Origin of the sequence: Clostridium disporicum, from assembly GCF_001405015.1 — a bacterium.
Taxonomy (GTDB): Bacteria; Bacillota; Clostridia; order Clostridiales; family Clostridiaceae; genus Clostridium; species Clostridium disporicum_B.
Map to the genome: position 1 here is coordinate 1 of NZ_CYZX01000031.1, position 22,178 is coordinate 22,178.

25 protein-coding genes and 1 pseudogene are annotated in these 22,178 nt (G+C 31.7%); 20 read left to right on the forward strand and 6 right to left on the reverse strand.

The genetic code is table 11. The features are described from left to right. Window positions 1-413: 413 nt before the first annotated feature. The 13 genes from ARA56_RS15335 to ARA56_RS15395 all read left to right on the forward strand — a co-directional run bounded on the left by ARA56_RS15335 (window position 414) and on the right by ARA56_RS15395 (window position 12,454). Window positions 414-1,886 carry an aldehyde dehydrogenase family protein gene (locus ARA56_RS15335; RefSeq protein ID WP_055268259.1) on the forward strand — a complete coding sequence of 491 codons (1,473 nt, stop codon included), beginning with the start codon at window positions 414-416 and terminating at the stop codon, window positions 1,884-1,886. Between the two features lie 488 nt (window positions 1,887-2,374). Further along, complete coding sequence (locus ARA56_RS15340; RefSeq protein ID WP_055268261.1) at window positions 2,375-3,571, forward strand: zinc-dependent alcohol dehydrogenase; 1,197 nt, start codon at window positions 2,375-2,377, stop codon at window positions 3,569-3,571. Between the two features lie 171 nt (window positions 3,572-3,742). Further along, the gene (locus ARA56_RS15345) at window positions 3,743-4,048 is read left to right on the forward strand and encodes a BMC domain-containing protein (protein WP_242855979.1); all 306 of its coding nucleotides are present in this window, start codon (window positions 3,743-3,745) and stop codon (window positions 4,046-4,048) included. A 317-nt stretch (window positions 4,049-4,365) separates the two neighbouring features. Then, window positions 4,366-4,644, forward strand: coding sequence for a BMC domain-containing protein (locus ARA56_RS15350; RefSeq protein ID WP_055268265.1), 279 nt, complete (start codon window positions 4,366-4,368; stop codon window positions 4,642-4,644). Window positions 4,645-5,291: 647 nt separating this feature from the next. After that, a complete protein-coding gene (locus tag ARA56_RS15355; protein ID WP_055268267.1) occupies window positions 5,292-5,588 on the forward strand; it encodes a BMC domain-containing protein in 297 nt (98 codons plus the stop codon). A gap of 384 nt (window positions 5,589-5,972) precedes the next feature. After that, complete coding sequence (locus ARA56_RS15360) at window positions 5,973-6,251, forward strand: BMC domain-containing protein (protein WP_055268299.1); 279 nt, start codon at window positions 5,973-5,975, stop codon at window positions 6,249-6,251. 24 nt (window positions 6,252-6,275) lie between these two features. Continuing rightward, window positions 6,276-6,911, forward strand: coding sequence for a phosphate propanoyltransferase (gene pduL / locus ARA56_RS15365; RefSeq protein WP_055268269.1), 636 nt, complete (start codon window positions 6,276-6,278; stop codon window positions 6,909-6,911). 415 nt (window positions 6,912-7,326) lie between these two features. Then, window positions 7,327-7,569, forward strand: a complete 243-nt coding sequence (locus tag ARA56_RS15370; RefSeq protein WP_055268271.1) for a EutN/CcmL family microcompartment protein — start codon at window positions 7,327-7,329, stop codon at window positions 7,567-7,569. Window positions 7,570-7,795: 226 nt separating this feature from the next. Then, the gene (locus tag ARA56_RS15375) at window positions 7,796-9,124 is read left to right on the forward strand and encodes an SLBB domain-containing protein (protein ID WP_055268273.1); all 1,329 of its coding nucleotides are present in this window, start codon (window positions 7,796-7,798) and stop codon (window positions 9,122-9,124) included. A 3-nt stretch (window positions 9,125-9,127) separates the two neighbouring features. Beyond that, window positions 9,128-9,676 (forward strand): BMC domain-containing protein, encoded by a 549-nt coding sequence (locus tag ARA56_RS15380; RefSeq protein WP_148315782.1) that lies wholly within the window; start codon window positions 9,128-9,130, stop codon window positions 9,674-9,676. A gap of 56 nt (window positions 9,677-9,732) precedes the next feature. Further along, a complete protein-coding gene (gene eutS / locus ARA56_RS15385; protein ID WP_055268303.1) occupies window positions 9,733-10,086 on the forward strand; it encodes an ethanolamine utilization microcompartment protein EutS in 354 nt (117 codons plus the stop codon). A gap of 168 nt (window positions 10,087-10,254) precedes the next feature. Continuing rightward, window positions 10,255-10,689, forward strand: a complete 435-nt coding sequence (locus ARA56_RS15390; protein ID WP_055268275.1) for a EutP/PduV family microcompartment system protein — start codon at window positions 10,255-10,257, stop codon at window positions 10,687-10,689. Between the two features lie 364 nt (window positions 10,690-11,053). Then, entirely contained in the window at window positions 11,054-12,454 is a 1,401-nt protein-coding gene (locus ARA56_RS15395; protein ID WP_055268277.1) for a glycoside hydrolase family 1 protein, read from the forward strand. A 65-nt stretch (window positions 12,455-12,519) separates the two neighbouring features. Here ARA56_RS15395 and ARA56_RS15400 read toward each other — a convergent pair whose 3' ends face one another. Then, window positions 12,520-12,798 (reverse strand): DUF4491 family protein, encoded by a 279-nt coding sequence (locus ARA56_RS15400; RefSeq protein ID WP_055268279.1) that lies wholly within the window; start codon window positions 12,796-12,798, stop codon window positions 12,520-12,522. A gap of 207 nt (window positions 12,799-13,005) precedes the next feature. Here ARA56_RS15400 and ARA56_RS15405 point away from each other — a divergent pair, with 207 nt between their 5' ends. Beyond that, window positions 13,006-13,602, forward strand: coding sequence for an ATP/GTP-binding protein (locus ARA56_RS15405; RefSeq protein ID WP_055268281.1), 597 nt, complete (start codon window positions 13,006-13,008; stop codon window positions 13,600-13,602). A 490-nt stretch (window positions 13,603-14,092) separates the two neighbouring features. Further along, a complete protein-coding gene (locus ARA56_RS15410; RefSeq protein ID WP_055268283.1) occupies window positions 14,093-14,848 on the forward strand; it encodes a tyrosine-protein phosphatase in 756 nt (251 codons plus the stop codon). 151 nt (window positions 14,849-14,999) lie between these two features. On the opposite strand, the gene ARA56_RS15415 is transcribed toward ARA56_RS15410, so the two are convergent. After that, complete coding sequence (locus tag ARA56_RS15415) at window positions 15,000-15,779, reverse strand: prolipoprotein diacylglyceryl transferase (protein ID WP_055268285.1); 780 nt, start codon at window positions 15,777-15,779, stop codon at window positions 15,000-15,002. Between the two features lie 93 nt (window positions 15,780-15,872). Next, entirely contained in the window at window positions 15,873-16,118 is a 246-nt protein-coding gene (locus ARA56_RS15420; RefSeq protein ID WP_055268287.1) for a DUF4190 domain-containing protein, read from the reverse strand. Window positions 16,119-16,336: 218 nt separating this feature from the next. Between ARA56_RS15420 and ARA56_RS15425 the strand changes: the two genes are divergently transcribed. Next, on the forward strand, window positions 16,337-17,092 hold the full coding sequence (locus ARA56_RS15425; RefSeq protein ID WP_055268289.1) for a thioester domain-containing protein: 756 nt from the start codon (window positions 16,337-16,339) through the stop codon (window positions 17,090-17,092). Window positions 17,093-17,110: 18 nt separating this feature from the next. Here the strand turns inward: ARA56_RS15425 and ARA56_RS15430 are convergent, their stop codons facing one another. Next, window positions 17,111-17,776, reverse strand: coding sequence for a sigma-70 family RNA polymerase sigma factor (locus tag ARA56_RS15430; protein ID WP_055268291.1), 666 nt, complete (start codon window positions 17,774-17,776; stop codon window positions 17,111-17,113). Window positions 17,777-18,073: 297 nt separating this feature from the next. On the opposite strand from ARA56_RS15430, the gene ARA56_RS15435 reads away from it, so the two are divergent. The 4 genes and pseudogenes from ARA56_RS15435 to ARA56_RS15450 all read left to right on the forward strand — a co-directional run. Further along, window positions 18,074-18,313 carry a hypothetical protein gene (locus ARA56_RS15435; protein ID WP_055268293.1) on the forward strand — a complete coding sequence of 80 codons (240 nt, stop codon included), beginning with the start codon at window positions 18,074-18,076 and terminating at the stop codon, window positions 18,311-18,313. Between the two features lie 438 nt (window positions 18,314-18,751). Next, entirely contained in the window at window positions 18,752-19,423 is a 672-nt protein-coding gene (locus ARA56_RS15440; RefSeq protein ID WP_055268295.1) for a YveK family protein, read from the forward strand. Window positions 19,424-19,457: 34 nt separating this feature from the next. Continuing rightward, window positions 19,458-20,135: a YveK family protein gene (locus ARA56_RS15445; protein WP_055268297.1), complete on the forward strand. Its 678-nt coding sequence runs from the start codon at window positions 19,458-19,460 to the stop codon at window positions 20,133-20,135. Between the two features lie 16 nt (window positions 20,136-20,151). After that, a pseudogene (locus ARA56_RS15450) lies at window positions 20,152-20,430 on the forward strand (CpsD/CapB family tyrosine-protein kinase); the annotation flags it as partial. A gap of 99 nt (window positions 20,431-20,529) precedes the next feature. Here ARA56_RS15450 and ARA56_RS16510 read toward each other — a convergent pair. Then, window positions 20,530-20,958 (reverse strand): DUF4829 domain-containing protein, encoded by a 429-nt coding sequence (locus tag ARA56_RS16510; RefSeq protein ID WP_079354410.1) that lies wholly within the window; start codon window positions 20,956-20,958, stop codon window positions 20,530-20,532. A 97-nt stretch (window positions 20,959-21,055) separates the two neighbouring features. Beyond that, window positions 21,056-22,090, reverse strand: coding sequence for an IS1595-like element ISCaje6 family transposase (locus ARA56_RS15460; protein WP_032592430.1), 1,035 nt, complete (start codon window positions 22,088-22,090; stop codon window positions 21,056-21,058). Window positions 22,091-22,178 lie beyond the last annotated feature (88 nt).

Sequence of the window (22,178 nt, forward strand, 5' to 3'; positions counted from 1 at the left end):
TTTGCTGCACAAAGAGGATAGGATTTGCTGGCGCAAATGTCCCAATGTGCCTACGGCAGTCCAAGAAGATTTGCTTTGCAAATGTCCAAAGGTAATTACTGCAGTTCATAAGTTAGCTTCGCTGAGACCAAGAGTTGATAAGGCAGAGCGATATGTTGACTTCGTCAAAGGGTGAAAAGTACCTTCAGTAAGTGAAAGTTTTGCTTATGCAAAGGGGAAAGGATTTGCTGTGCAAATGTCCAGATGTGCCTACGGCAGTCTAAGAAGATTTGCTACGCAAATGTCCAAATGTGACTACTATAGTTCATAAGTCAGCTTTGCTGAGAGCAAGAGTTGATTTTGTTAAAAAGCAAAGTGTGATTTGGTGTAAGAGTTTGATTTAGTCAAAGAGAAATGAGATGGGAGGGAGTAGTATGGAGACTAGTACAGAATTAGTGCAAGAGATTGTGGCTAAGATAATGAAGAAAATGTCTAAGACTGAAGTTGTTGCAGATAAAAAATGTGGCTGTAATGGTGGATGTGGTGGCAATGGTAGCTGTAAAGGTGATGGTAGCTGTAAGAGTCATGAGGATTACATATTTAGTGATGTAGATTCAGCAGTAGCAGCAGCTAAAGAAGCTTATAAGAAATTAAAAAATCTTTCAATTAAAGATAGAGAAAAGATAATACAAAAAATTAGAGAAAAGTGCTTAACATACGCTGAGAGATTATCAATGATGGCTGTTGATGAAACTGGCATGGGAAGAGTTGAAGATAAGATAACAAAGCATTTATTAGTAGCAGAAAAAACTCCAGGGACTGAAGATTTAACAACTACAGCTTGGAGTGGAGATGGTGGATTAACTTTAGTAGAGCAAGGACCATTTGGTGTAATTGCAGCTATAACTCCATCAACAAATCCAACAGCTACAGTTTTCTGTAACTCTATTGGAATGATAGCAGCAGGAAATACAGTAGTATTTGCACCACATCCAGGTGCTAAGGAATGCTCTAAGTTTGCAGTTAAGCTAGTAAATGAAGCATCAATAGAAGCTGGAGGACCAAAGAACATAGTAGTTACTTTTGATAATCCAAGCATTGAGATAACTTCAGCATTAATGAATCACAAGGATGTACCTTTTATATCAGCAACTGGTGGACCTGGAGTTGTTAAACAAGCTTGTTCAGCAGGAAAGAGAGCAATAGGTGCTGGAGCAGGAAATCCTCCTGTAATAGTAGATGAAACATCAGATATAAAAGCAGCAGCAAGAGATATTATAGATGGGGCAACTTTTGATAATAACTTACCTTGTATAGCTGAAAAAGAAGTAGTAGCTGTTGAGCAAATCTGTGATGAATTAATAGTAGAAATGCAAAAGAATGGGGCTTATCTTTTAGAAGATCCAGAGTTAGTTAAAAAGCTAGTAGATACAGTTCTAATTAAAAAAGGTGATAAGAGAATTTTAAATAGAAAGTTTGTTGGTAGAGATGCCAAGGTTATATTAGATGCTATAGGAGTTTATGCTGAAGATTCAGTAAGATGCATTATCTTTAAAGGATGCAAAAAGCATTTACTAGTAGTTGAAGAGTTAATGATGCCAATACTAGGAATAGTAACGGTTAAGGACTTTGAAGAAGCTGTAGAAGTTGCTGTTGAGTTAGAGCATGGAAATAGACATTCAGCTCATATGCACTCAAAGAATATAGATAGGTTAACTTACTTTGCAAGAGAAGTTGATACTGCAATATTTGTTAAGAATGCACCATCATATTCTGCTTTAGGGGTAGGGGCTGAAGGATATCCAACATTCACAATAGCAAGTAAAACTGGTGAAGGATTAAGTTCAGCAAAGACATTTACTAAGGCAAGAAGATGTGTGCTTAAGGATTCACTTTCAATAAAGTAGAGATGGTTTGCTAGCGCAAAGGAGAAAAGTGACCTTCGATCAAGGGAAAAGATTTGCTGTCGCAAATAGTGAAAAGTCTCCTGCGGAGAGGTGAAAGGTTTGCTTACGCAAAGGTGAAAAATCACTGCGTGAAGGGAAAAGTGCCTGAGGCAAGGGAAAGGATTTGCTGGCGCAAATGTCCAAATGTGCCTACGGCAGTCCAGAGGTCAGCTACGCTGAGACCAAGAGATTTACTTGCGTAAATGTCCGAGAATTAATACGACAGTGAAGTAATTTGGCTTAGTTAAATAGTCAAATGTGATTTGTAGGTATAAATTAAGGTGAGTAAGTAATTAAAAAGATTTGCTGACGCAAATGTCCAAATGTGCCTATGGCAGTCCAGAGGTCAGCTACGCTGAGACCAAGAGATTTACTACACAAATTTTTGAGAGTGGCTGCGGAAAGCAAGAGTTTGATTTGGGTAAAGAGAAATAAAGGGGGAGAGGGATATGGAAATTAATAATATAAATATTGAAGCTATAGTTAAAAGTATACTTCAAGAAATGACTACAGGGGCTGAAGCTCCAAAGGCTGTTTCTAATGCTAACACTGCAAAGGTTGGTATGATGACAGCTAAGGAAAGAATTGAAATTAAGGAATTCAACATACCTGAAATTAGCGATGATGAAATGTTAGTTAAGGTTGAAGGTTGTGGAATCTGTGGTACAGATGTACATGAATATAAGAATGATCCATTTGGATTAATTCCAGTAGTTCTTGGACATGAAGGAACTGGTGAAATTATAAAGATGGGTAAAAATATTAAGAGAGATTCAGCAGGAAAATCACTTAATGTTGGAGATAAGATAGTAACTTGTATTATTCCTTGTGGAGAGTGTCCAACATGTTTACAACATCCAGAAAGAACTAACCTTTGTGAAAATCAAGGTATATATGGATTAATGACTGATGACAACATTCATTTAAATGGATGGTTTGGTGATTATATAGTAATAAGAAAGAACTCAACAGTGTTTAATGTATCTGATATGGATTTACACTCAAGAGTATTGATAGAGCCAGCAGCAGTTGTTGTACATGCTGTTGAAAGAGCTAAGACAACTGGACTTTTAAAATTCAACTCTAAGGTTTTAGTTCAAGGTTGTGGTCCAATAGGATTATTATTACTTAGCGTATTAAGAACTATGGGAATTGAAAACATAGTAGCTCTTGATGGAAATGAAAAGAGATTAGAAATGGCTAAGAGATTAGGTGCAACTGAAACTGTAAATGTAATGAAGAGCAGTTCATTTGATGAAACTATAGAAAAAATAAAAGACTTAACAGATGGACTTGGAGCAGATTTCGCGTTCCAATGTACAGGATCTCCAAAGGCTCATGCAGGAATTTGGAAGCTTGTTAAGAGAGGTGGAGGACTATGTGAAGTAGGATTCTTCGTAAATAATGGAGATGCTACAATCAACCCACACTTTGACCTTTGTAATAAAGAAATTACAGCAGTAGGTTCTTGGGTTTACACACCACAAGATTACTTAACAACATTTGATTTCTTAAAGAGAGCTAATGGAATTGGATTACCAATAAAAGAACTTATAACTCATGAGTTCCCATTAGAGCAATTACAAGAAGCGCTTGAAACAAATATTAGACAAGAAGGAATAAAGATAGCGATTATAAATAAGTAGTCGACTGTGGAGAGGTGAAAGGTTTTGCTGGCGCAAAAGTCCCAATGTCAGCTTCGCTGAGACCAAGAGTTTGGCTATCGCCAAAGTCCAAGAGTCAGATTTGCTGAGATTGAAGTAAAGATTTGACTTCGTCAAAGAGCAAGAAGAATTATTTGAATGAGGTGCTATAGGGTGAAGGCTTTAGGATTATTAGAGGTGTTTGGTTTAACTACAGCACTGGTAGCTGCTGATGCTGCTTGTAAGGCTGGAGATGTTAGGGTTGTTACTATAGATAAGAATAAACCTGGCAATGCTGACAAGCTTGAGGTACCACTTCTTATTGTAATAAAGTTTGAAGGTACTGTAAGTGATGTTGAAATGGCTATTGAAGCTGGGATAGCGGCAGCTAATAAGGTTTCAGGAGTTAGCTGTAGTTATGTAATACCTAGAGTAGATGAAGGAATTAAAGGATTTGTAGATACAAGCTGTATAGGGTAGAGGAAGGTTTTGCTGACGCAAAAGTCCCAATTTCAGCTTCGCTGAGAGCAAAAGTTTTGCTAGCGCAAAAGACCAGAGGTCATCTAGTTATGATATGAAAAGAGCAGGTTTTGCTAGCTCAAAATATCAAAAGTAATCTAGTTGGCATATGAAAAGAGAAGACTTTGATAACTTAAAAGACCCAATATCAGTTTAGTTAAGAATAGAGATGGCTGATTGGGTTAAGTTGAAAAGATTATATTATGTATTAAATTAAAATTTATTATAAAAATTATCGAATTAAAATATTAAAAAGAAAGATTTAGGAGGATTTTATTATGAAACAAGAAGCTTTAGGAATGGTAGAAACAAGAGGATTAGTAGCAGCTATAGAGGCAGCAGATGCAATGGTAAAGGCAGCAGACGTAACTTTAATTGGAACTGAAAAGATTGGATCTGGATTAGTAACTATTATGGTAAGAGGAGATGTTGGAGCTGTTAAGGCTGCTACAGAAGTTGGAGCAAGTGCTGCAGCTAATTTAGGTGAGTTAGTTGCTGTACATGTAATTCCAAGACCAAATGGAGATGTAGAAAAAATATTACCAACATTAGGATAGTCGACTGCATCGAGGAGAAAGGTTTGACTTCGTCAAAGGAGAAAAGATTTGCTTTGCAAATAGGGAAAGGTCACTTTCGGTGAAGGGAAAGGTTTTGCTGGCGCAAAAGTCCAAATGTCAGCTTCGCTGAGGGCAAAAGTTTGGCTAAAGCCAAAGTCCAAGAGTAAATTTTAGGTTAGGGGAATGGTTTTGCTGGCGCAAAAGTCCCAAAGTCAGCTTTGCTGAGGGCAAAAGTTTGGCTAACGCCAAAGTCCAAGAGTAAGTTGAGGTTAGAGGAATGGTTTTGCTGGCGCAAAAGTCCAAATGTCAGCTTCGCTGAGGGCAATAGTTTGGCTGACGCCAAAGCCCAAGAGTAAGTTTGAGGTTATGGGAATGGTTTTGATGATGTAAAAGTACAAGAGTAAGCTTCACTGAGAGCAATAGTTTTACTAGCGCAAAAGACTGAGGATTATCTTTTTTGAGTGGTAAGTTCTGAATTACATTAAAGACATGGAGTCATACTCAGTGAGAATAGGGTTTTCCTTAGGCTAGAGTTTGATAATCATCTTTTGTGAGATGGATAGATTTATTTTTAAATTAGATAGATTCATTTTGCAAAAGGTGAAGGTTTAAGTTTAAAAAAGTGTTTTGAAATTAGGGTGGTTGTAATGAATGCAATAGGTATAGTTGAGGTTGTTGGGGTTGTGGCTTCGGTTGAGGCTTTGGACAGTATGACTAAGACTTCTAATGTTAAGTTTAAGACTATGGAGAAGAAGCTTGGTGGAAGATTAGTAACAATAGTTGTAGAAGGTTCTGTGGAAGATGTTCAAGCTGCTGTTGAGGTTGGAACGAGAACTGCAGATTCTATAACTAAATGTGTTGCTCATGCTGTGATTCCAAGACCACATGAAGAAATAATGGCTTTGCTAGATAGGAGTAGCTTGAAATTTAACAAAGCGAGATGATAGTTTATGGATGAAAAGAATATTGAAAAATCAACTGAAGAGGCTGTAGAAAAAAAGCCTAAAAGAGGCAGAAAAACATCTGCTAAGAAAGATGTAAAAGAGCCTAAAAAGTCTAAAGCTAAAGTTGAAGAGGCTAAGGTTGAAGATGTTAAAGTAGAAGAGGTTAAGGTTGATGCTTCAAAGGTAGAGGAAGTTAATATTGAAGAATCAAAAGCAGTAGATGCTGTAAATAAAGATGATATTGTTCAAGATGGAATTGATGTAAAAGAAGCTGAAGTTGTTGAGGTAGTCAGCAAGGAAGATAAGGCTGAAGATGAGATTATTTTAGAGATTAATAAAGAAGAAGTTTTTAATAAAAAAGATGAGAATTTAGGAGGAATTAAAATGGGACAACAAGCATTAGGAATGTTAGAAACTAGAGGGTTAGTAGCTGCTATAGAAGGTGCAGATGCAATGGTTAAGGCTGCAAATGTTGAATTAGTAGGAACTGAAAAAATAGGATCTGGATTAGTTACTGTTATGGTAAGAGGAGATGTTGGAGCTGTTAAGGCTGCTGTTGAAGCTGGATCAGAGGTTGCTTCAAGATTAGGTGAAATAGTTGCTGTTCACGTAATTCCAAGACCACATTCAACTGTAGAATCAATTTTACCAAAACAAGCTTAATTTTAGTTAGGTTTGGTGATTTAAATGAACGAAACATTAGTACAGCTTATAACTGAAAAAGTAATGGACGTATTGAAAAATGAACAACCTTCATCTAAAAAAGAGGTGAAGGTTGGGGTTTCTGCAAGACATATACACTTATCAAAGGAACATTTAGAAGTTTTATTTGGTAAGGGGTATGAGTTAAATGTTAAGAAATATCTAATGGGAGATCAGTTTGCATCAGAGGAGCTTGTTACAATAGTTGGACCTAAGTTAAGAAGTATTGAAAAAGTAAGAATTTTAGGACCAGTAAGAAAAGAAACTCAAGTTGAGATATCAGCTACAGATGCAATAACCTTAGGGGTTAAGGCTCCTGTTAGACTTTCAGGAGATACTAAGTCTTCTGCTTCAATAACTATAGTAGGACCAAAGGGTACTGTAAGAATTGATGAAGGATGTATTATTGCTAAAAGACATATACATATGCATCCAGAAGATTCTAAGAGACTTGGAATTGGAGAAGGAGTTGTATCTGTAAGAATAAAAGGCGATAGAGCTGGAATATTAGAAAACGTAGACGTTAGGGTAAGAGAAGATTTCCACTTTGAAATGCATATAGATACAGATGAGGCTAATGCATTAGGAATCAAAAATGGAAGCTTTGTAGAAATTATTTAATGTTAGAAAAATGTTTATATTTGCTTCATACTTCGGAATTAATTCACTAGCATAAGAATTTCTATTATTTCTTACATGAGAATTACTAAAGTTTGTGAACTTAAGTGAGATTCAAAATTTTAATTTTGTTAATCGAACTTACTCATTCGACGTTAGGAGAAGGAGCTTCATTAAAAAAACAGCACAAACTTTTTAACGTAATTTTCATTCCAGAAATAATGAAATTCTAGATGTTAGTTCATGATATTCCTGTGTATGTATCAAATATAAACATACATAACTAACAAAAAATACTAAAAATTTCTTAAGGGATTTGATATAAAAGGTCTTAAGGTTAATGAAGAAAGTAACAGAGGTTGATTTGGACAAGGATGAAGATTGGACAAGTCTTGTTTTTTCTTGAAAGGAGAAAAAAATGTTTATTGGTACTGTTATTGGGAATGTTGTTAGTACTAGAAAAGAGGACAATTTGATGGGGTATAAGCTTTTGATAGTTAAGCCTGCTGATGATTATAATAATGGGAAGAATATAGTTGCAATTGATAGGGTAGGAGCTGGGATAAATACTGAGGTTATAGTTACTACTGGGTCTAGTGCTAGGTTAGGACTTAATAAAGAGGTACCGGCTGATGCAGCTATTGTTGGAATCGTTGATTAGTGATGGTTTTGCTTACGCAAAAGGTGATGGTCACTTGCAGTAAAGTTATGGTTGCCTACGGCAAGGTGATGATCGCTTATAGCGAAGTTATGGTTTGCTGCGCAAAGGTGATGGTTTGACTTCGTCAAAGGTAGTGGTTACCTGTGGCAAGAGGATGGTTTTGCTTACGCAAAAGATTATGGAATTGTTTGGTCATAAGGTATAGAGGTAAAGGAAGTGATTTTATATGGTGCTTCAGGAGTTAAAGGATTTACTTAAGGAAAGTGGGATAGTTGGTGCAGGGGGAGCGGGTTTCCCTACTTATGCAAAGTTATCTTATGATGTAAATACTGTTATTTTAAATGGTGCAGAGTGTGAACCTTTATTTAGGGTTGATCAGAATTTGTTAGCAACTCATACAGATGAGATTTTGACAGGATTGAGTCTTGTTGTTGAAGCTGTAGGAGCGAAGGAAGGAATATTGGCTTATAAGGAACATTATCATGATGCTGATGAAGCTATTGAGAGAGTTATTTATAAGTACCCACGACTTAGAAAGAAATTGCTTAAGGATGGATATCCAGCAGGTGATGAAGTAGTTTTAGTTTATGAAACAACAGGTATGGTAGTACCTCAAGGAGGAATTCCTATAAATGTTGGGGCAATGGTTATGAATGTTGAAACAGCGCTAAATGTTTATAATGCAGTAGAAAAGAAGGAGCCAGTTACATACAAGTATTTAACAGTTGGGGGAGCAGTTAATGAGCCAAAGACTTTAAGAGTTCCAATAGGGACAAAGTTTGGTGATTTACTTAAAGAAGCTGGTGGACCATCTATAGATAGTTATAAGCTTCTAGTTGGTGGACCAATGACTGGTGTAATAGGGAACTTAAATGATACTGTAACTAAAACTACAAAGGGTATATTTGTATTACCAATGGACAATCCAATAATTGAGCTTAGAGAATATAGATTGAAAATTGCTTTAAAGAGAGCCATGGGAGTCTGCTCTCAATGTAGAATGTGTACAGATTTATGTCCAAGAAATTTATTAGGACATTCAATTGAGCCACATAAAATTATGAATTCGTTAGCTTTTGGACTTGATTATAATTCAGAAGTTTTTGTAAATGCATTGGCATGTTGTGAATGTAATCTTTGTTCAGCTTATTCTTGTCATCAAGGATTAAATCCTAAAGCAATTATAGCTGATTTAAAAGGAAGACTTAGAGCTAATGGTGTTAAGTTAGCAAAGGTTGATAGTAAGGTTAAAGAGGAAAAGGAATTTAGAAGAGTGCCTGTAGGTAGAGTTGTTGCAAGGTTAAAGTTAACCCAGTACAACGTTGATGCTCCTCTAAATGAGATGACTTTAGAGCCAAATATTTTAACTATAAAAGCCAGACAATCAATAGGTGCTCCAGTAACATTTAATGTTAATAAGGGAGATAAGGTAACTAGTGGACAAGTTATAGGAAGTATAGATGAGAAGTCTTTAGGAGTCTTTTTACATAGTCCTATAGATGGAATTATTAGTGAAATAAATAAAGATTATTTAGTAATAAGAAGGGAGGGATAATTCTTGGTTAGTGCATTAGGATTAGTTGAATATTTAAAGATTCCAACAGGGATGATGGCTGCAGATAAAATGTCAAAGACATCAAATATAGACATTATTCATGCTGCAACAGTATGTCCTGGGAAATATATTGTATTATTTAAGGGAAACTTATCAGATGTTAAGGCTGCCATAGAAGGTGGAACGATAGGCTTTGAGCATAATGTGATAGATTCATTCTTATTAGGAAATCCTACTGAGCAAATATATGGTGCAATATCAGGAAGTACATCTGTAGAAATTAAGGGAGCTGTTGGAATAGTTGAGAGCTATTCAGTTGCATCTATAATTGAAGCAGCAGATATAGCAGCAAAAACATCAGCAGTTACTCTTGTGGAAGTTAGACTTGCAAGAGGGATGTGTGGAAAAAGCTTCTTTATTATAAATGGAGAATTATCCGCCGTTGAAATGTCAGTAGAAAATGCAAAGAAGCATCTAATGGAGAGTGGAATGCTACTAGACTCAGCAGTAATTGCAAATCCATCAGATAACTTTATAGAGAACTTGTATTAATTGGACCTCGAAGGTCCAGAAAATTGGAAATTAAGGTGGTGGGATTTGTGGATAATATATTTGAAAAATCTGAGACTACTAGAATTATTCAGGAATTTGTTCCTGGGAAGCAGGTTACTTTGGCTCATGTTATTGCTAATCCTGTGCCTGAATTGTATCAAAAGTTAGGTTTGGTAACTAATCAAAAAGGAGCTATTGGGATAATGACAATAACTCCAAGTGAAGGGACTATAATAGCTGCTGATATTGCAACTAAGGCTTCTGATGTGTCTATTGGATTTATTGATAGGTTTAGTGGATCTTTAGTTATAGTTGGGTCTGTATCTTCTGTTGAAGAATCTTTAAGGGAAGTTATGAAGGTTCTTGGAGATATGCTTAAGTTTACAGCAACAAATATAACAAGGTCTTAAAATATATTAAAGTTTGAAGTATTGCTAATATGTAATATTTAATATGGTAGTTTATAGATAAGATATAATTTATATGATTTCCTCCTTAAAACATATAAAATAGATTAATCTACCTGTGTAAGTATTATATATTAGCAATTTTTATTAATAGTTAAAGTTGGTGAGATTATGAAGAAGGTTATATTTATAGGTAAAAGTGGTTGTGGTAAAACGTCTCTTTGTCAGAGACTTCAGGGGGAGGAGATTAGGTATAAGAAGACTCAGTCTATAGATTTATATGTTGATTCTATTGATACGCCTGGTGAATATTTGGAGAATAGAAATTATTATAGTGCTTTAATAACAACAGCTGCTGAGGCTAATATGATTGCTTTAGTTCAGGAGTGTGGTGATACTATTTCTATGATGCCACCTGGATTTGCTGGGACTTTTGGCAGAGAAGTTATAGGCATTATAACTAAAACTGATATAGGTGAGTGTGAAGATAGTATAGATATTATTGAAGAACAATTAAGAGTTGCAGGAGTTAGAAGAGTATTTAAGGTTTCAGCTTATTCTACTGAAGGAATAGAAGAATTGAGGAGATATGTAGATGGATTATAAAAAGGCTTATTAGCAGGTCAGGACAACCTTTATAGAAAGTAATAGATAAGATTTATAAGTAAATAGATAATTATAAAATAAAAGATGATTTATTAGAAAAAATAAAATAAAGTAGTAAATTGAATAGTGCTAATAATAGATTAATTTTCAAAAATTGAAAACAACCCTGAAATTGTTTACAGATATAGCTATTTATTATAGTATAAAAGTGTAAATAGGGACAAGTTAGCTAATGTTTTTAGAACTTGCACTAAATAGTGTTGATATTAAAAATATAGTCATTATAAGGACTAACTATATTATCGTTATTAATACTTTTAGAGAGTGGGTATATTAGCTAATTTATTGATGGAGGGAAGTTTTTATGAAAGATTGTAGATTACCAAAAGACTTTTTCTTTGGAGCAGCAATGTCTGGTCCACAGACTGAAGGTTCTCATAACAAAGGTGGAAAGTTACCAAGCTTCTGGGACAGATATTCTGACTTAGAAATTAATAAGTTCCATAACAATGTTGGAAGCTATGTAGGAAATGATTTTTATAATAAATATGAAGATGATATAAAGCTGTTAAAGTCTTTAAACTTTAATTCTTTTAGAACATCAATACAATGGTCTCGTTTTTTAGATAGAGATGGAAACATAAATCCTGAGGGAGCAGAATTTTATCATAGGGTAATAGATTGTGCTTTAGAAAATGGATTAGATATTTTTATTAATCTTTATCATTTTGATATGCCAGCTTACCTTTGTGATAGAGGTGGTTGGGAAAGTAGAGATGTTATAGAAGCTTATGCTAATTATGCTAGAAAAGCTTTTAAGGAATTTGGCTCTAAGGTTAAGCATTGGTTTACATTTAATGAACCAATAGTTGAGCCAATGTGTACATTCCATCAAGCTTTATGGTATCCATATATAAGAGATGAAAAAAGAGCTATGACAGTTCAATATCATATAACTTTAGCTCACTGTTTAGCTGTTAATGAGTTTAGATTAGCCCAAAAAGCAGGTGAATTATGTGAAGGAGCAAGGATAGGTTTAATAAACTGTTTTGCACCTCCATATACTAAGGAAAATCCGTCAACTGAAGATTTAGAAGCAGTTAGAATGGAAGATGGAATTCATAATAGATGGTGGTTAGATGTTGTAAGTAAGGGAGAATTACCTCAAGATGTACTTGATACATTAGAAGAGTACGGAATAGCGCCATATATTAGACCAGGAGATAAAGAAATAATATCTTTAGGTAAAGTTGATTGGTTAGGATTTAATTATTATCAACCAGCAAGAGTACAAGCTCCAGCTAAAAAGTTTGATGAAGAGGGAAATCCAATATTCTCAGACCCATATATCTGGCCAGATAGAAAGATGAATGTTCATAGAGGATGGGAGATATATCCTAAAGGAATTTATGACTTTGGAATGAAGATTAAAAATGAGTGTCCAGGCTTAGAATTCTTCATATCAGAAAATGGTATGGGAGTTGAAGGCGAAGCTAAATATGCAGATGAAAATGGAGTAATCCAAGATGATTATAGAATAGAGTTTGTTAAAGAACATCTTGAGTGGGTTGCAAAAGCTATTGAAGATGGAGCAAACTGCGTAGGATATCACTATTGGGGAGCTATAGACAACTGGTCTTGGATGAATGCATTTAAGAATAGATATGGATTTGTTTCAGTAGACCTTATGGATGGATATAAGAGAAAGAAAAAGAAATCAGCAGATTGGATTGCAAAGGTTGCTGAAACTAAAATAGTAGAATAATTAATATAAAAAACAGTGCTACATTTAAGTGGCACTGTTTTTTATATCTTAAAATAGTAGTTATATTATTTAGGCTTTTTAGGATACCAGCCTTTTTTAACTCTTTCTTCTTGTTCAAATAATTCTTTTATGCTCCAAAGACAGCTAAAGCCTGTTACCCCTAATGAAGCTGTGAGTATAGAATTGTCAATGTAGAGTGATATTGCAAGAAATACAATTCCTACTACTAAGAAAATTGGCCAAATATTTTTAGAAAAGTGATATTCACCTTTTATTACTATAGGATGAAATAATCCTATTATGAGAAAAGAAACTAAACCAATAATAATACCATCAAAATTCAAGATATCCTCCAATTATAAATAATTTAATTAATAATATGAAGTGATGAGTTATATTATGACAAATGAGATGATAAAATATGATACTTTAATTGCTAATTATTACTTTTACCTTAAAGGTTGAAAAAGTCGAATTTTGTTGTTATAATTAAAATCTATTATAACGAATAATTGATTGAAATTTATTATAAATATTTGGAGGAGTTGCCAATGCCAGTAAGAATTGCAATCCTAGGGGGACCTAGATGTGGGAAGACAACATTAATTCAACAACTATATGTAGACTTAAAGATTAGAGATATAAATGTAGGTGTTGCTACAGAATATAGCACAGATTACTTAAGAGAAAAGGGAATGATTGAATCAATCTCTGAACAATACGGAATATATTTAGGTCAATTACATTTAGAAAAAAGCTTAGATAGCTTTGATTATGCGGTAACTGACTACGCTACATTTGTACCATATATATATGGAAGATTAATGCTTGGAGATAAAGTTAGATCTAAGAAGGAAATCGAAATATTAAAAGATTTATATAGCTTAGCTTTAAGAGATTTACCACAATATGATTACATATTCTTCGTACCAAGAGAGTTTGGATATAAGAAAGACGGAGTAAGATGGCAAGATGAAGAAGTTGCTCAAGCTGTGGACAAGGCTATCTTAGGATTCCTAGATGCTGAAAATGTTAAATACTCAGTAATCAAAGGATCAACTAAGGAAAGATCAGAGCAAATCATGAAGATAGTTGGAATTAACAAAGAAGTAGTACAACCAGCAGCTATTGAAGAAGAAGCGATTTAGTCGACTACGTCGAGATGAAAGGTCACCTGCGGTGAGGTGATGGTTTGACTTTGTCAAAAGTGAAAGGTCACCTGTGGTGAGGTGATGGTTTGACTTCGTCAAAGGTGAAAGGTCACCTGTGGTGAGGTGATGGTTTGACTTTGTCAAAAGTGAAAGGTCACCTGCGGTGAGATGATAGTTTGACTTCGCAAAGGTGAAAGGTTGCCTTCGGCAAGGGGAAAGAATAGTATAGATTCAGTTGGATTTTTATCTGACTGAGTCTTTTTTATATGGGTCAGATTTATAGATAAATGCTATATAGAATAATATGTATAAATATAATAACTGAAAGCTATGATTCTGGATATTAAAATGATAATTGTATTTTAGTAACAGTTTGTACATAAAAATGCTATAGTTAAAATCATATATTATATTGTATAATGTTTAGTATATTAGATTATAAAATAGGTAATATTTAAGGATTTTTAAAGAGAGGGATATAGAAAGTATGATTGATATACACTCGCATATTATACCAGGAATTGATGATGGGGCAAAAAATGAGGAAATGGCATTAGAAATGTTAAGAATAGCTGAAAGATGTGGCACTAAAAAGATAGTGGCAACTCCTCATTTTATGAGAGGAAGATTTGATTATGAGTATAGCGAAGTTACTGGAGAAGTAGATAAGCTTAGGAAGTTAGCTAAGGATAATAATATAAACATTGAGATATACCAAGGACAAGAGGTTTATTATTCAGATAGAATAATTAAATATTATGATGCAGGGATTATTGGTACAATTAATGGAACAAAATATATGTTAATTGAGTTGCCGATGTTAGAGTTTAATTTAGATGAAGTTATCGATAATTTATATGAGTTACAGCTAAAAGGGATAACCCCTATAATAGCTCATCCTGAAAGATATAGACCATTTATAAAGAAACCATCATTAATAAACAAGCTAATAAATGATGGATGTTTATTCCAACTTAATGCTGGAAGTGTTACAGGTGGATTTGGTAAAGATGTTAAGAAAACAGCTGAAATTTATTTGATGAATAGAGTTTATAATTTTGTAGGTTCTGATGGGCATAGAGATAGTAAGAGAGATACTGATTTAACTAAATTTTTAAATATAGTAGAAAAAGAAGATATAAGTTTATTCAAAGAGTCTTCAGAAGCTATGTTAAATAATGAAGAGGTTGAGTTTGTAGGAAATACTATTAAAGAAAGAAAGAAGATATTAGGAATTTTTTAAGTTTGATATGATAAATGGGGCTGTCTATTTAGATAGATGGATTACAAAATAATAAAAGGACAGGTTGTATATAGTTATATAACTTGTCCTTTTTGTATATATAAGAATGAAAATTATAGTTTTAATGCAAGGTATATAATATTGTTATTAATTACCTTGCATTCGTTACCTTAGTACATAAATTTCTATTAAAAATTAGAATTATAATACTAATAATAAGTATAATTAAGCTAATCCATTGTGATGTTGATAGTATCCATATTCCACCTCTTGCTGAGTCGTATCGATAAAATTCTATAAAAAAACGAAGAATACTATATGAAATGAAGTAATATAAAATTAGTTTTATTGAGCCTCTATATTTTAATATTAAATAAAAGAATATCATGGCAAGTAAAAATAATGATATCGCTTCTACTAATTGTATTGGAAATAGATTAACATCACATAATGTATAAGGTATATTATGATACTCGATGTTGAAAGGGCCATTATAAGGAATTCCATAGCAACAGCCAGATAGATAGCATCCAATTCTTCCAAAACCATGGACTAATGGTATACAGAATATTAATTCTGATAAATATTTTAGTACATCTATTTTATGAATAATTTTAATCAGGTAAATTCCGAGTAGACCACCAATAAAGCCACCGTAAAATACAAAGCCACCTTTTATATATGGCTGAATATAATTCCAATCTAAAATTCTAGTAAAATCAATTTCTTTCCTACAAATAAATAAGTATAGCAATTTAGCTCCTAGCATTCCAAAAGCTAATCCGTATGTTTCAATGAGTATAAAATCGTCTAGGATTAAATTTCTTTTTTTTATTATAAAAAACGCAAAAACATTTCCTATAATTAATCCAATAAGTATCATAATACTATAAGATGGAATATTTATATTAAAAAAGCTAAAATAATTCATATATATCTCCTTAAATAATGAAAAGGCTATCTCAAAATATAGTAACTTTAAATTTTGAGATAGCCGTTTGAATATTAGTAATGATAATTTTTATTAGTACATTGCTCCTAGGCTTCCAACACATGCAACGCAAGCTACATAGAATATAAAGCATAAAACAGTTCCAATAATAGAACATACTAAACCAGCTGTTGCCATGCCTTTTTTTGATTCATCTTTTTTGCCATAAACACCTAATATGATTCCAACAATACCTATGATTCCACCAAAGAAATTAATTCCACCAAAGAAACTAAAGATAATGGAAACTATTCCAAGTACTAGAGAAGCTACTGCCATAAAATACTCCTTTCAAAAATTAATAAAAAGTTAGACATTTAAATATATAAGGTTAATTATTGAAATATTACATGTAATAGATTAAATTTTTATAAATTTTTAGAGGATACTAAATTTGAAAGAATAAGTAATAATTATATAAAAAATTCTAATACTATTAATAACTGTTAAGTATAACTAATAAAAGCTAATGATAAAAAAGTACAGAGGTGATAGTTATGAAAGCTTTTAAATCTTTTCAGTTTAAAGTTATTATTTTAGTATTAGCATTTGTTTTATTAAGTACAACAGTGAGAGGATTTGCACTTACTAATGAAAATTATAGTGTAGCACCTGAAGGGTTATTTGTAAATACTGAAGATAATATAATAGGTAAATTCTATTATGATGATTTTGTTGTTAATGTTCAGAAGATAGTTTCAGCAGCAGGCCTTGGGTATTGTCTTGATTTAGACAAAGATTATCATACTGGAGAGAAGTTTAAATCTGATGGACCGGCAAATGGTGATATAAATATTATACTATCAAATGGATATCCAAATAGAAGTGTTGAAGAGTTAGGTGTAAATGACGAAGACGAAGCTTATTTAGCTACTCAGGTTGCATTATGGACTTTGTTTGAAGGGTATAATGTGAAAAAGATTGATACTGGCAATGCTGAAGTTAATGCAGATGCAAGAAATATATATAATAATGTAATAAATAATAAAAGATATGAATTAGAAAATGATACAATTCTTTATAGAACTAATGACAGCAATATTCAAGGGATTGTTATATATGTTAAACAACCAATAGAGATAAAACCAATACCACCTACAGAATTAGTACCTCCAGTGGTAGTTCCACCAGAAGAAGTAATACCTCCAACAAGTGATGAAAAACCAACAGTAGACAATAATAATAATACAACTGATGAAGGTACAGCTGGAGTTAGCGATAATATTCAAAATGATGCTCCGCTTGGAAAGTAATAATAGAGGTGAGTAATATTATTGAAGATATGTTTTTAGTTTTTCTAGTGACTTTTTTAATTTTCTCCTAGTTATATGGTAGGTGAGATTATTTTCTTTACAGTATTTTAAAAGAGAATGAGATTTAGTTAGATAGATTGCATCTATTAAGGTAAGTTCTTCTTTTGAGAGAGTATTAAGAGCAGAGTGTATTCTAGAGAATTCATCAGATTTGATATAGTTTTCTTCAATATTAATAGGATCTTCAATAAGGTCAATTATTTCTACTGACTCTTCATCGTTGCCCAAAATATTAAGACTTGATTCAGTATTTCTTTTAATATGGATTCTAGCAAGAGTACCAAATTTATTTCTTATAGAGTTAATAGTATATCCATCAAAGGCATTTAGATTTTTAGAAAGGTCAAATTTGTTTATGGCATTAAGAATTGCTATATTGCCTTCTTGATTTAGGTCAGATTTTTCATAATTCTTTAATTTATATATATTACTATATTTATCTACCAGGGGATAGTACTTATTTATTAAGGTAAGTATTGAACCCTGGTCTTTTTCTTTTGCTTTTTTTAGAGTTTCTACTAAATTTATTTCCTTTTTATAGTGAGAATTTACTTTAGGTGATTTTTTAGATGATGTGAATTGATTATTCATATCAAGATTAGAAGTGATATTAGATTTTTTCATAAATAATAAAAAAGCTCCTTTCAATTTCAAAATAAAACATATGTTCTGTATAAAGTATAACATATTTTGGAAATAATATAAAGAGGTAAATAGAAGTATATATTAATTTGGAAAATATAGAAAATATTTACTAAATTATGGATAAAAGTTATAATGAGTTCATGTTAAATGAAAAGTTTGATAAAATTAAACAAAGTATTGAAAAAAGGAATTAGCTAAAGTAAATATCAAGTTAATAGAAATATAGAATATAAGATTTTAATATAGAAAACTTATGAGAGGGGATATATAAATACTATGAAAGAAGACTTGAAGCTTTATAGATGTATTTTCTTAAAAGAGAATAAAAGTTATATTATAGGTAAAGATATCTTTAATTCTAAAATATATTATATTAAAAAGAATGAAGAAACAGAAAACTTTAGGATTGGGACTGACAATTCTTTTTATGCTATAAAAGAAGAATATGGTACATTATTCAAAAAAGTTATATTAAATGTAATTAATTATGAGAGTGTTATAAAAATGACTATATAGAAAAAGATGTAGTCTTTTTTTGTCTGCAAAATTAAAATTTTTTGATAATACTATAATTGGAATTTTAATTAACTATTAAGATTTAGACATAGCAAACGACATAAATACTAATAAAAATACAAAAAATCGTAAAACAAATTCCGACACACTAGTTTATGAATATTTATGATTTAAGTACAATATTACTATTTATATCCTTAATAAAGTAAGAAATGTAGTCTAAGTATAAAGATAAAAAGAAGCGTTTTTTTGATTTAATTAAATTTATTTAATTTAAATCAAAAATAATTTTAAAAATTACTAATAAGGTGTAAATTGGTATAAGTGAAAGGTGTCGAACAAGATTGTCAAAATAATTATTAATTGATATAATTTTTTATGCAAGCTATATGAATAGCACTTTTGTATTAGGAAAATAAAACAGAAAAGGAATATTATATGACGGGATTGCGAGTTGAAAATATTATAAAAGTTTTAAAAGATAATATTAGATTAATTATAATATCTACTTTAACCGTAACTTTAGTAGCTGCAATTATAACTTTTTTCTTTATATCACCACAGTATGAAGCTACTACTAAAGTTTTTATAGGTAAAGAGAATTTTAAAAATGTATCTTCTGATTATACTAATGAAGAGATTACTTTGTATCAAAGATTGCTTAAGACTTATAGTGAGATTTTTAAGACAAAGAATCTCATGAGTAAAGCTATAAGCAATGTGGGTGAAGATGTGACTGTAGAAGAGGCTATGAGTAAATCAAGTGCAGTACCTATTTCAGATACTCAGATTCTTAAGTTAAAGTATGTAAGTGATAGTAAAGAAGAATCTTATAATATGATTTATGGATTAACAGAGGAATTTATGAAACTTTCAAAAACTCTTTATCCAAATGGTAATGTATATATTATTCAACAACCAATAATTCCAGTAAACCCTATTGGGCCAAATAAGGTTATGAATATTTTAATTGGCTTAATTTTGGGACTAGCTATTGGTATTGGAATAGTTTTATTTAAAGAATTTATTAACAATGTTTTTAAGAGTAAAAGTGAAATTGAAGAGACTTTAGATATACCTTGTTTAGGTATAATTCCAAATATTAAGTAATGATATTATAAAATTTAAAATAGGAGTGAGCTTAATGGAAGAACAAGTGATAAGCATTGAAGAAATTTTTGAAGCTTTAAAGAAGCGTTGGAAGATGATAGCTTTAATAACTATATTATCTACAGTTATAGCAGGAGTTTTTAGTTTCTTTATAATTGATCCAGTATACGAAGCAAGTACAAAGCTTTTTGTTGGTAAGGAAGAAAATTCAACAGAAGTATATAACAGTAATGATATAGCTATGTATCAAAAGTTATTAAAGACTTATTCAGAAACAATTAAGACTAGAGATTTATTAACAAGTGCAATTAAGGATTCGAAATATGACTTAGAAGTTGGAGCTGTATCAAGTGCTTTAACAGTTGTGCCAGTTACAGATACTCAAATATTACAAATAAAGTACCAAAGTAAAGATCCAAAAGAAGCAGAAGTAATGCTTAAAGCTATTTCAAATAATTTTATAAAAACAGCTAAGGAGTTAGTACCAAACGGTAATGTAAGAGTAATAGAGGCTGTAGAAACTCCAAAGAACCCAGTAAGTCCAAATAAAGTTATGAATATAGCAATAGCTTTTCTTTTAGGATTAATGGTAAGTGTAGGTTTAGTATTCCTTATGGAATATATGGATAATACATATAAAACTAAAGAGCAATTAGAAAAAGAATTAGAAATACCTGTACTTGGTATTATTCCAACTATAGATGAAGTTTAGGGAGGTGCAGTAAAAAATGTTTGTTGTTGAAAAGAAACCAAAGTCTATAGCAGCAGAAGCTTATAGAACTCTTAGAACTAATATTCAATATTCTTCTTTTGATAAAGAGTACAGAACAATAGTAATTACAAGCTCAGAACCAGGGGAAGGTAAAACTGTAACAGCAGGAAACTTGGCTTTAGCATTAGCTCAAGGAGAAAGTAAGGTGCTTTTATTAGACTGTGATATGAGAAAGCCATCAGTACATAAGAACTTTAGAATATCAAATGAAAGTGGATTAACAGATCTTTTATTACATAGGCTCTGTTAGATTAAATTGTTGATTTGATACATAATAAAGGTTGTCCAATAAGACAACCTTTATTTACTTATTATATTATAATAAATTTAATTTTTAATATCCAAAATCATCAATTTTCCAAACATTATTTTTACTATCTCTTATTAATATCCATTGATAATCTGAATATGTTGTATTTGGGTTTAAGACTGGATTATCACCAGAACCATCGACATCAAAATTTGATAATAGAATAATAACATTCTCTTCTTTAACTCCATTTGTTAATCCACGTCCATTTTCTAAGTAACTATCAATTAAATAATTAGACTTTTCCTCATCATACCATATCTTTGTTAAGGTAGCCCCTGGAAAACTAAAATTACTCTTTACATTTTGGATAGCATTTTCTATTTCGTCTTTAGAAAATTTAGTAGATTTGCTAACTTCAATTAAAATATCATTAGATACACTTCCTTTGTTACAAGCCACTAATGAAAATACTGATAAAAGACAACAAAACAATATAATAATTTTTTTCATGTATACATGCCCCCTTTTTATACAAGTTATAAACAATAATAACTCTATATAATATTTTACATAAATTAATATAAATTATCAATTTTTTACATTAACATTATATAATATTAGTTTCTCTTTCCTTATATCCTTTAATCTTTGTGTCAACAAAAGGTATTATACTATGGATAAGCATATTCTTTGTCTTTATAACCTCTTTATCACTACTAAAACTTTGTAGCCATTTATACCAGCTCATATAGTTGTTTAAGAACTTAGTAGACACCCCTTTAAATCTATACATCCAAATCTTAAGATTGCTATGTAATGAATTAACATGATTTATGTGGTATATATCATTTTTATAATGCCCTCTTGCTATCCTCTTATGGTCTAATTGAAGGTCTTTAGCAAATTGTATATATGATTTATGACTATCTGTACAGATTATTGAGGTAGAATCTATACGCCCTTCATAAAGCCTTTCAAGTGCATTATAAGTAACCCTTCCTTTGCATAAGGGTTCTAATATTATATTTCCATTCCTATCTATTGCTGTTGCTATACAAATCTGTTCATTGCTTATACCACGTTTCTTAATTTGTTTACCTCTTTTTCGAGCAGGTCTCGGCATTTTAAACCCACTCTTTTTATGATTTCCCTTAAAAGATTCGGCAACGAACGTTTCGTCCATTTCTACTATGCCATCTACATCCCCAACACCCATAAATGCTCTTATACAATCAAGAACTTTATGCCTCATATAAAATGATGTTTTAACACAGACACCTACATTCTCAGCATTCTTTCTTATAGAAAATCCTATAATCATGCCTTTAACATACTCAATCCATGTTTGTAAAGGTAACTTAGTGCAAGATAATGCAGATTTAGTTAAATCGTTAAAGGACTTTTTGCATGAGTGACATAAATAACGTTGCTTACCTTTTAGTTTACCGTTCTTTACTACAGAAGTAGATTCACAATGAGGACAACATTGACCTTTACTAAATCTTGATTCTCTAAACTCTTTATTAAGACTTCCATTAGATGAACCAAGGGTTAGCATTTCGCCTATATAGTTAAATAATTCTCTTAATTGATATTCGCTAAGTGATGTTATATCTGACTTTATATTTGAAATAGTTGCCATAAATATTACCTCCAATAGTGCTATTATCTATATTATAACACTATTTGTAAATTATATGCACATATCAACATTATTGTCTAACAGAGCC

Bases quoted from the DNA above. Each gene is read 5' to 3' on its own strand.
- ARA56_RS15460 (WP_032592430.1), bottom strand. From the start codon at position 22,090: ATGGCAACTATTTCAAATATAAAGTCAGATATAACATCACTTAGCGAA.
- ARA56_RS15340 (WP_055268261.1), top strand. From the start codon at position 2,375: ATGGAAATTAATAATATAAATATTGAAGCTATAGTTAAAAGTATACTT.
- ARA56_RS15335 (WP_055268259.1), top strand. From the start codon at position 414: ATGGAGACTAGTACAGAATTAGTGCAAGAGATTGTGGCTAAGATAATG.
- ARA56_RS15375 (WP_055268273.1), top strand. From the start codon at position 7,796: ATGGTGCTTCAGGAGTTAAAGGATTTACTTAAGGAAAGTGGGATAGTT.
- ARA56_RS15360 (WP_055268299.1), top strand. From the start codon at position 5,973: ATGGGACAACAAGCATTAGGAATGTTAGAAACTAGAGGGTTAGTAGCT.
- ARA56_RS15440 (WP_055268295.1), top strand. From the start codon at position 18,752: ATGACGGGATTGCGAGTTGAAAATATTATAAAAGTTTTAAAAGATAAT.
- ARA56_RS15435 (WP_055268293.1), top strand. From the start codon at position 18,074: ATGAAAGAAGACTTGAAGCTTTATAGATGTATTTTCTTAAAAGAGAAT.
- ARA56_RS15405 (WP_055268281.1), top strand. From the start codon at position 13,006: ATGCCAGTAAGAATTGCAATCCTAGGGGGACCTAGATGTGGGAAGACA.
- pduL (WP_055268269.1), top strand. From the start codon at position 6,276: ATGAACGAAACATTAGTACAGCTTATAACTGAAAAAGTAATGGACGTA.
- ARA56_RS15370 (WP_055268271.1), top strand. From the start codon at position 7,327: ATGTTTATTGGTACTGTTATTGGGAATGTTGTTAGTACTAGAAAAGAG.
- ARA56_RS15390 (WP_055268275.1), top strand. From the start codon at position 10,255: ATGAAGAAGGTTATATTTATAGGTAAAAGTGGTTGTGGTAAAACGTCT.
- ARA56_RS15350 (WP_055268265.1), top strand. From the start codon at position 4,366: ATGAAACAAGAAGCTTTAGGAATGGTAGAAACAAGAGGATTAGTAGCA.
- ARA56_RS16510 (WP_079354410.1), bottom strand. From the start codon at position 20,958: ATGAAAAAAATTATTATATTGTTTTGTTGTCTTTTATCAGTATTTTCA.
- ARA56_RS15425 (WP_055268289.1), top strand. From the start codon at position 16,337: ATGAAAGCTTTTAAATCTTTTCAGTTTAAAGTTATTATTTTAGTATTA.
- ARA56_RS15430 (WP_055268291.1), bottom strand. From the start codon at position 17,776: ATGAAAAAATCTAATATCACTTCTAATCTTGATATGAATAATCAATTC.
- ARA56_RS15395 (WP_055268277.1), top strand. From the start codon at position 11,054: ATGAAAGATTGTAGATTACCAAAAGACTTTTTCTTTGGAGCAGCAATG.
- ARA56_RS15420 (WP_055268287.1), bottom strand. From the start codon at position 16,118: ATGGCAGTAGCTTCTCTAGTACTTGGAATAGTTTCCATTATCTTTAGT.
- ARA56_RS15445 (WP_055268297.1), top strand. From the start codon at position 19,458: ATGGAAGAACAAGTGATAAGCATTGAAGAAATTTTTGAAGCTTTAAAG.
- ARA56_RS15410 (WP_055268283.1), top strand. From the start codon at position 14,093: ATGATTGATATACACTCGCATATTATACCAGGAATTGATGATGGGGCA.
- ARA56_RS15415 (WP_055268285.1), bottom strand. From the start codon at position 15,779: ATGAATTATTTTAGCTTTTTTAATATAAATATTCCATCTTATAGTATT.
- ARA56_RS15355 (WP_055268267.1), top strand. From the start codon at position 5,292: ATGAATGCAATAGGTATAGTTGAGGTTGTTGGGGTTGTGGCTTCGGTT.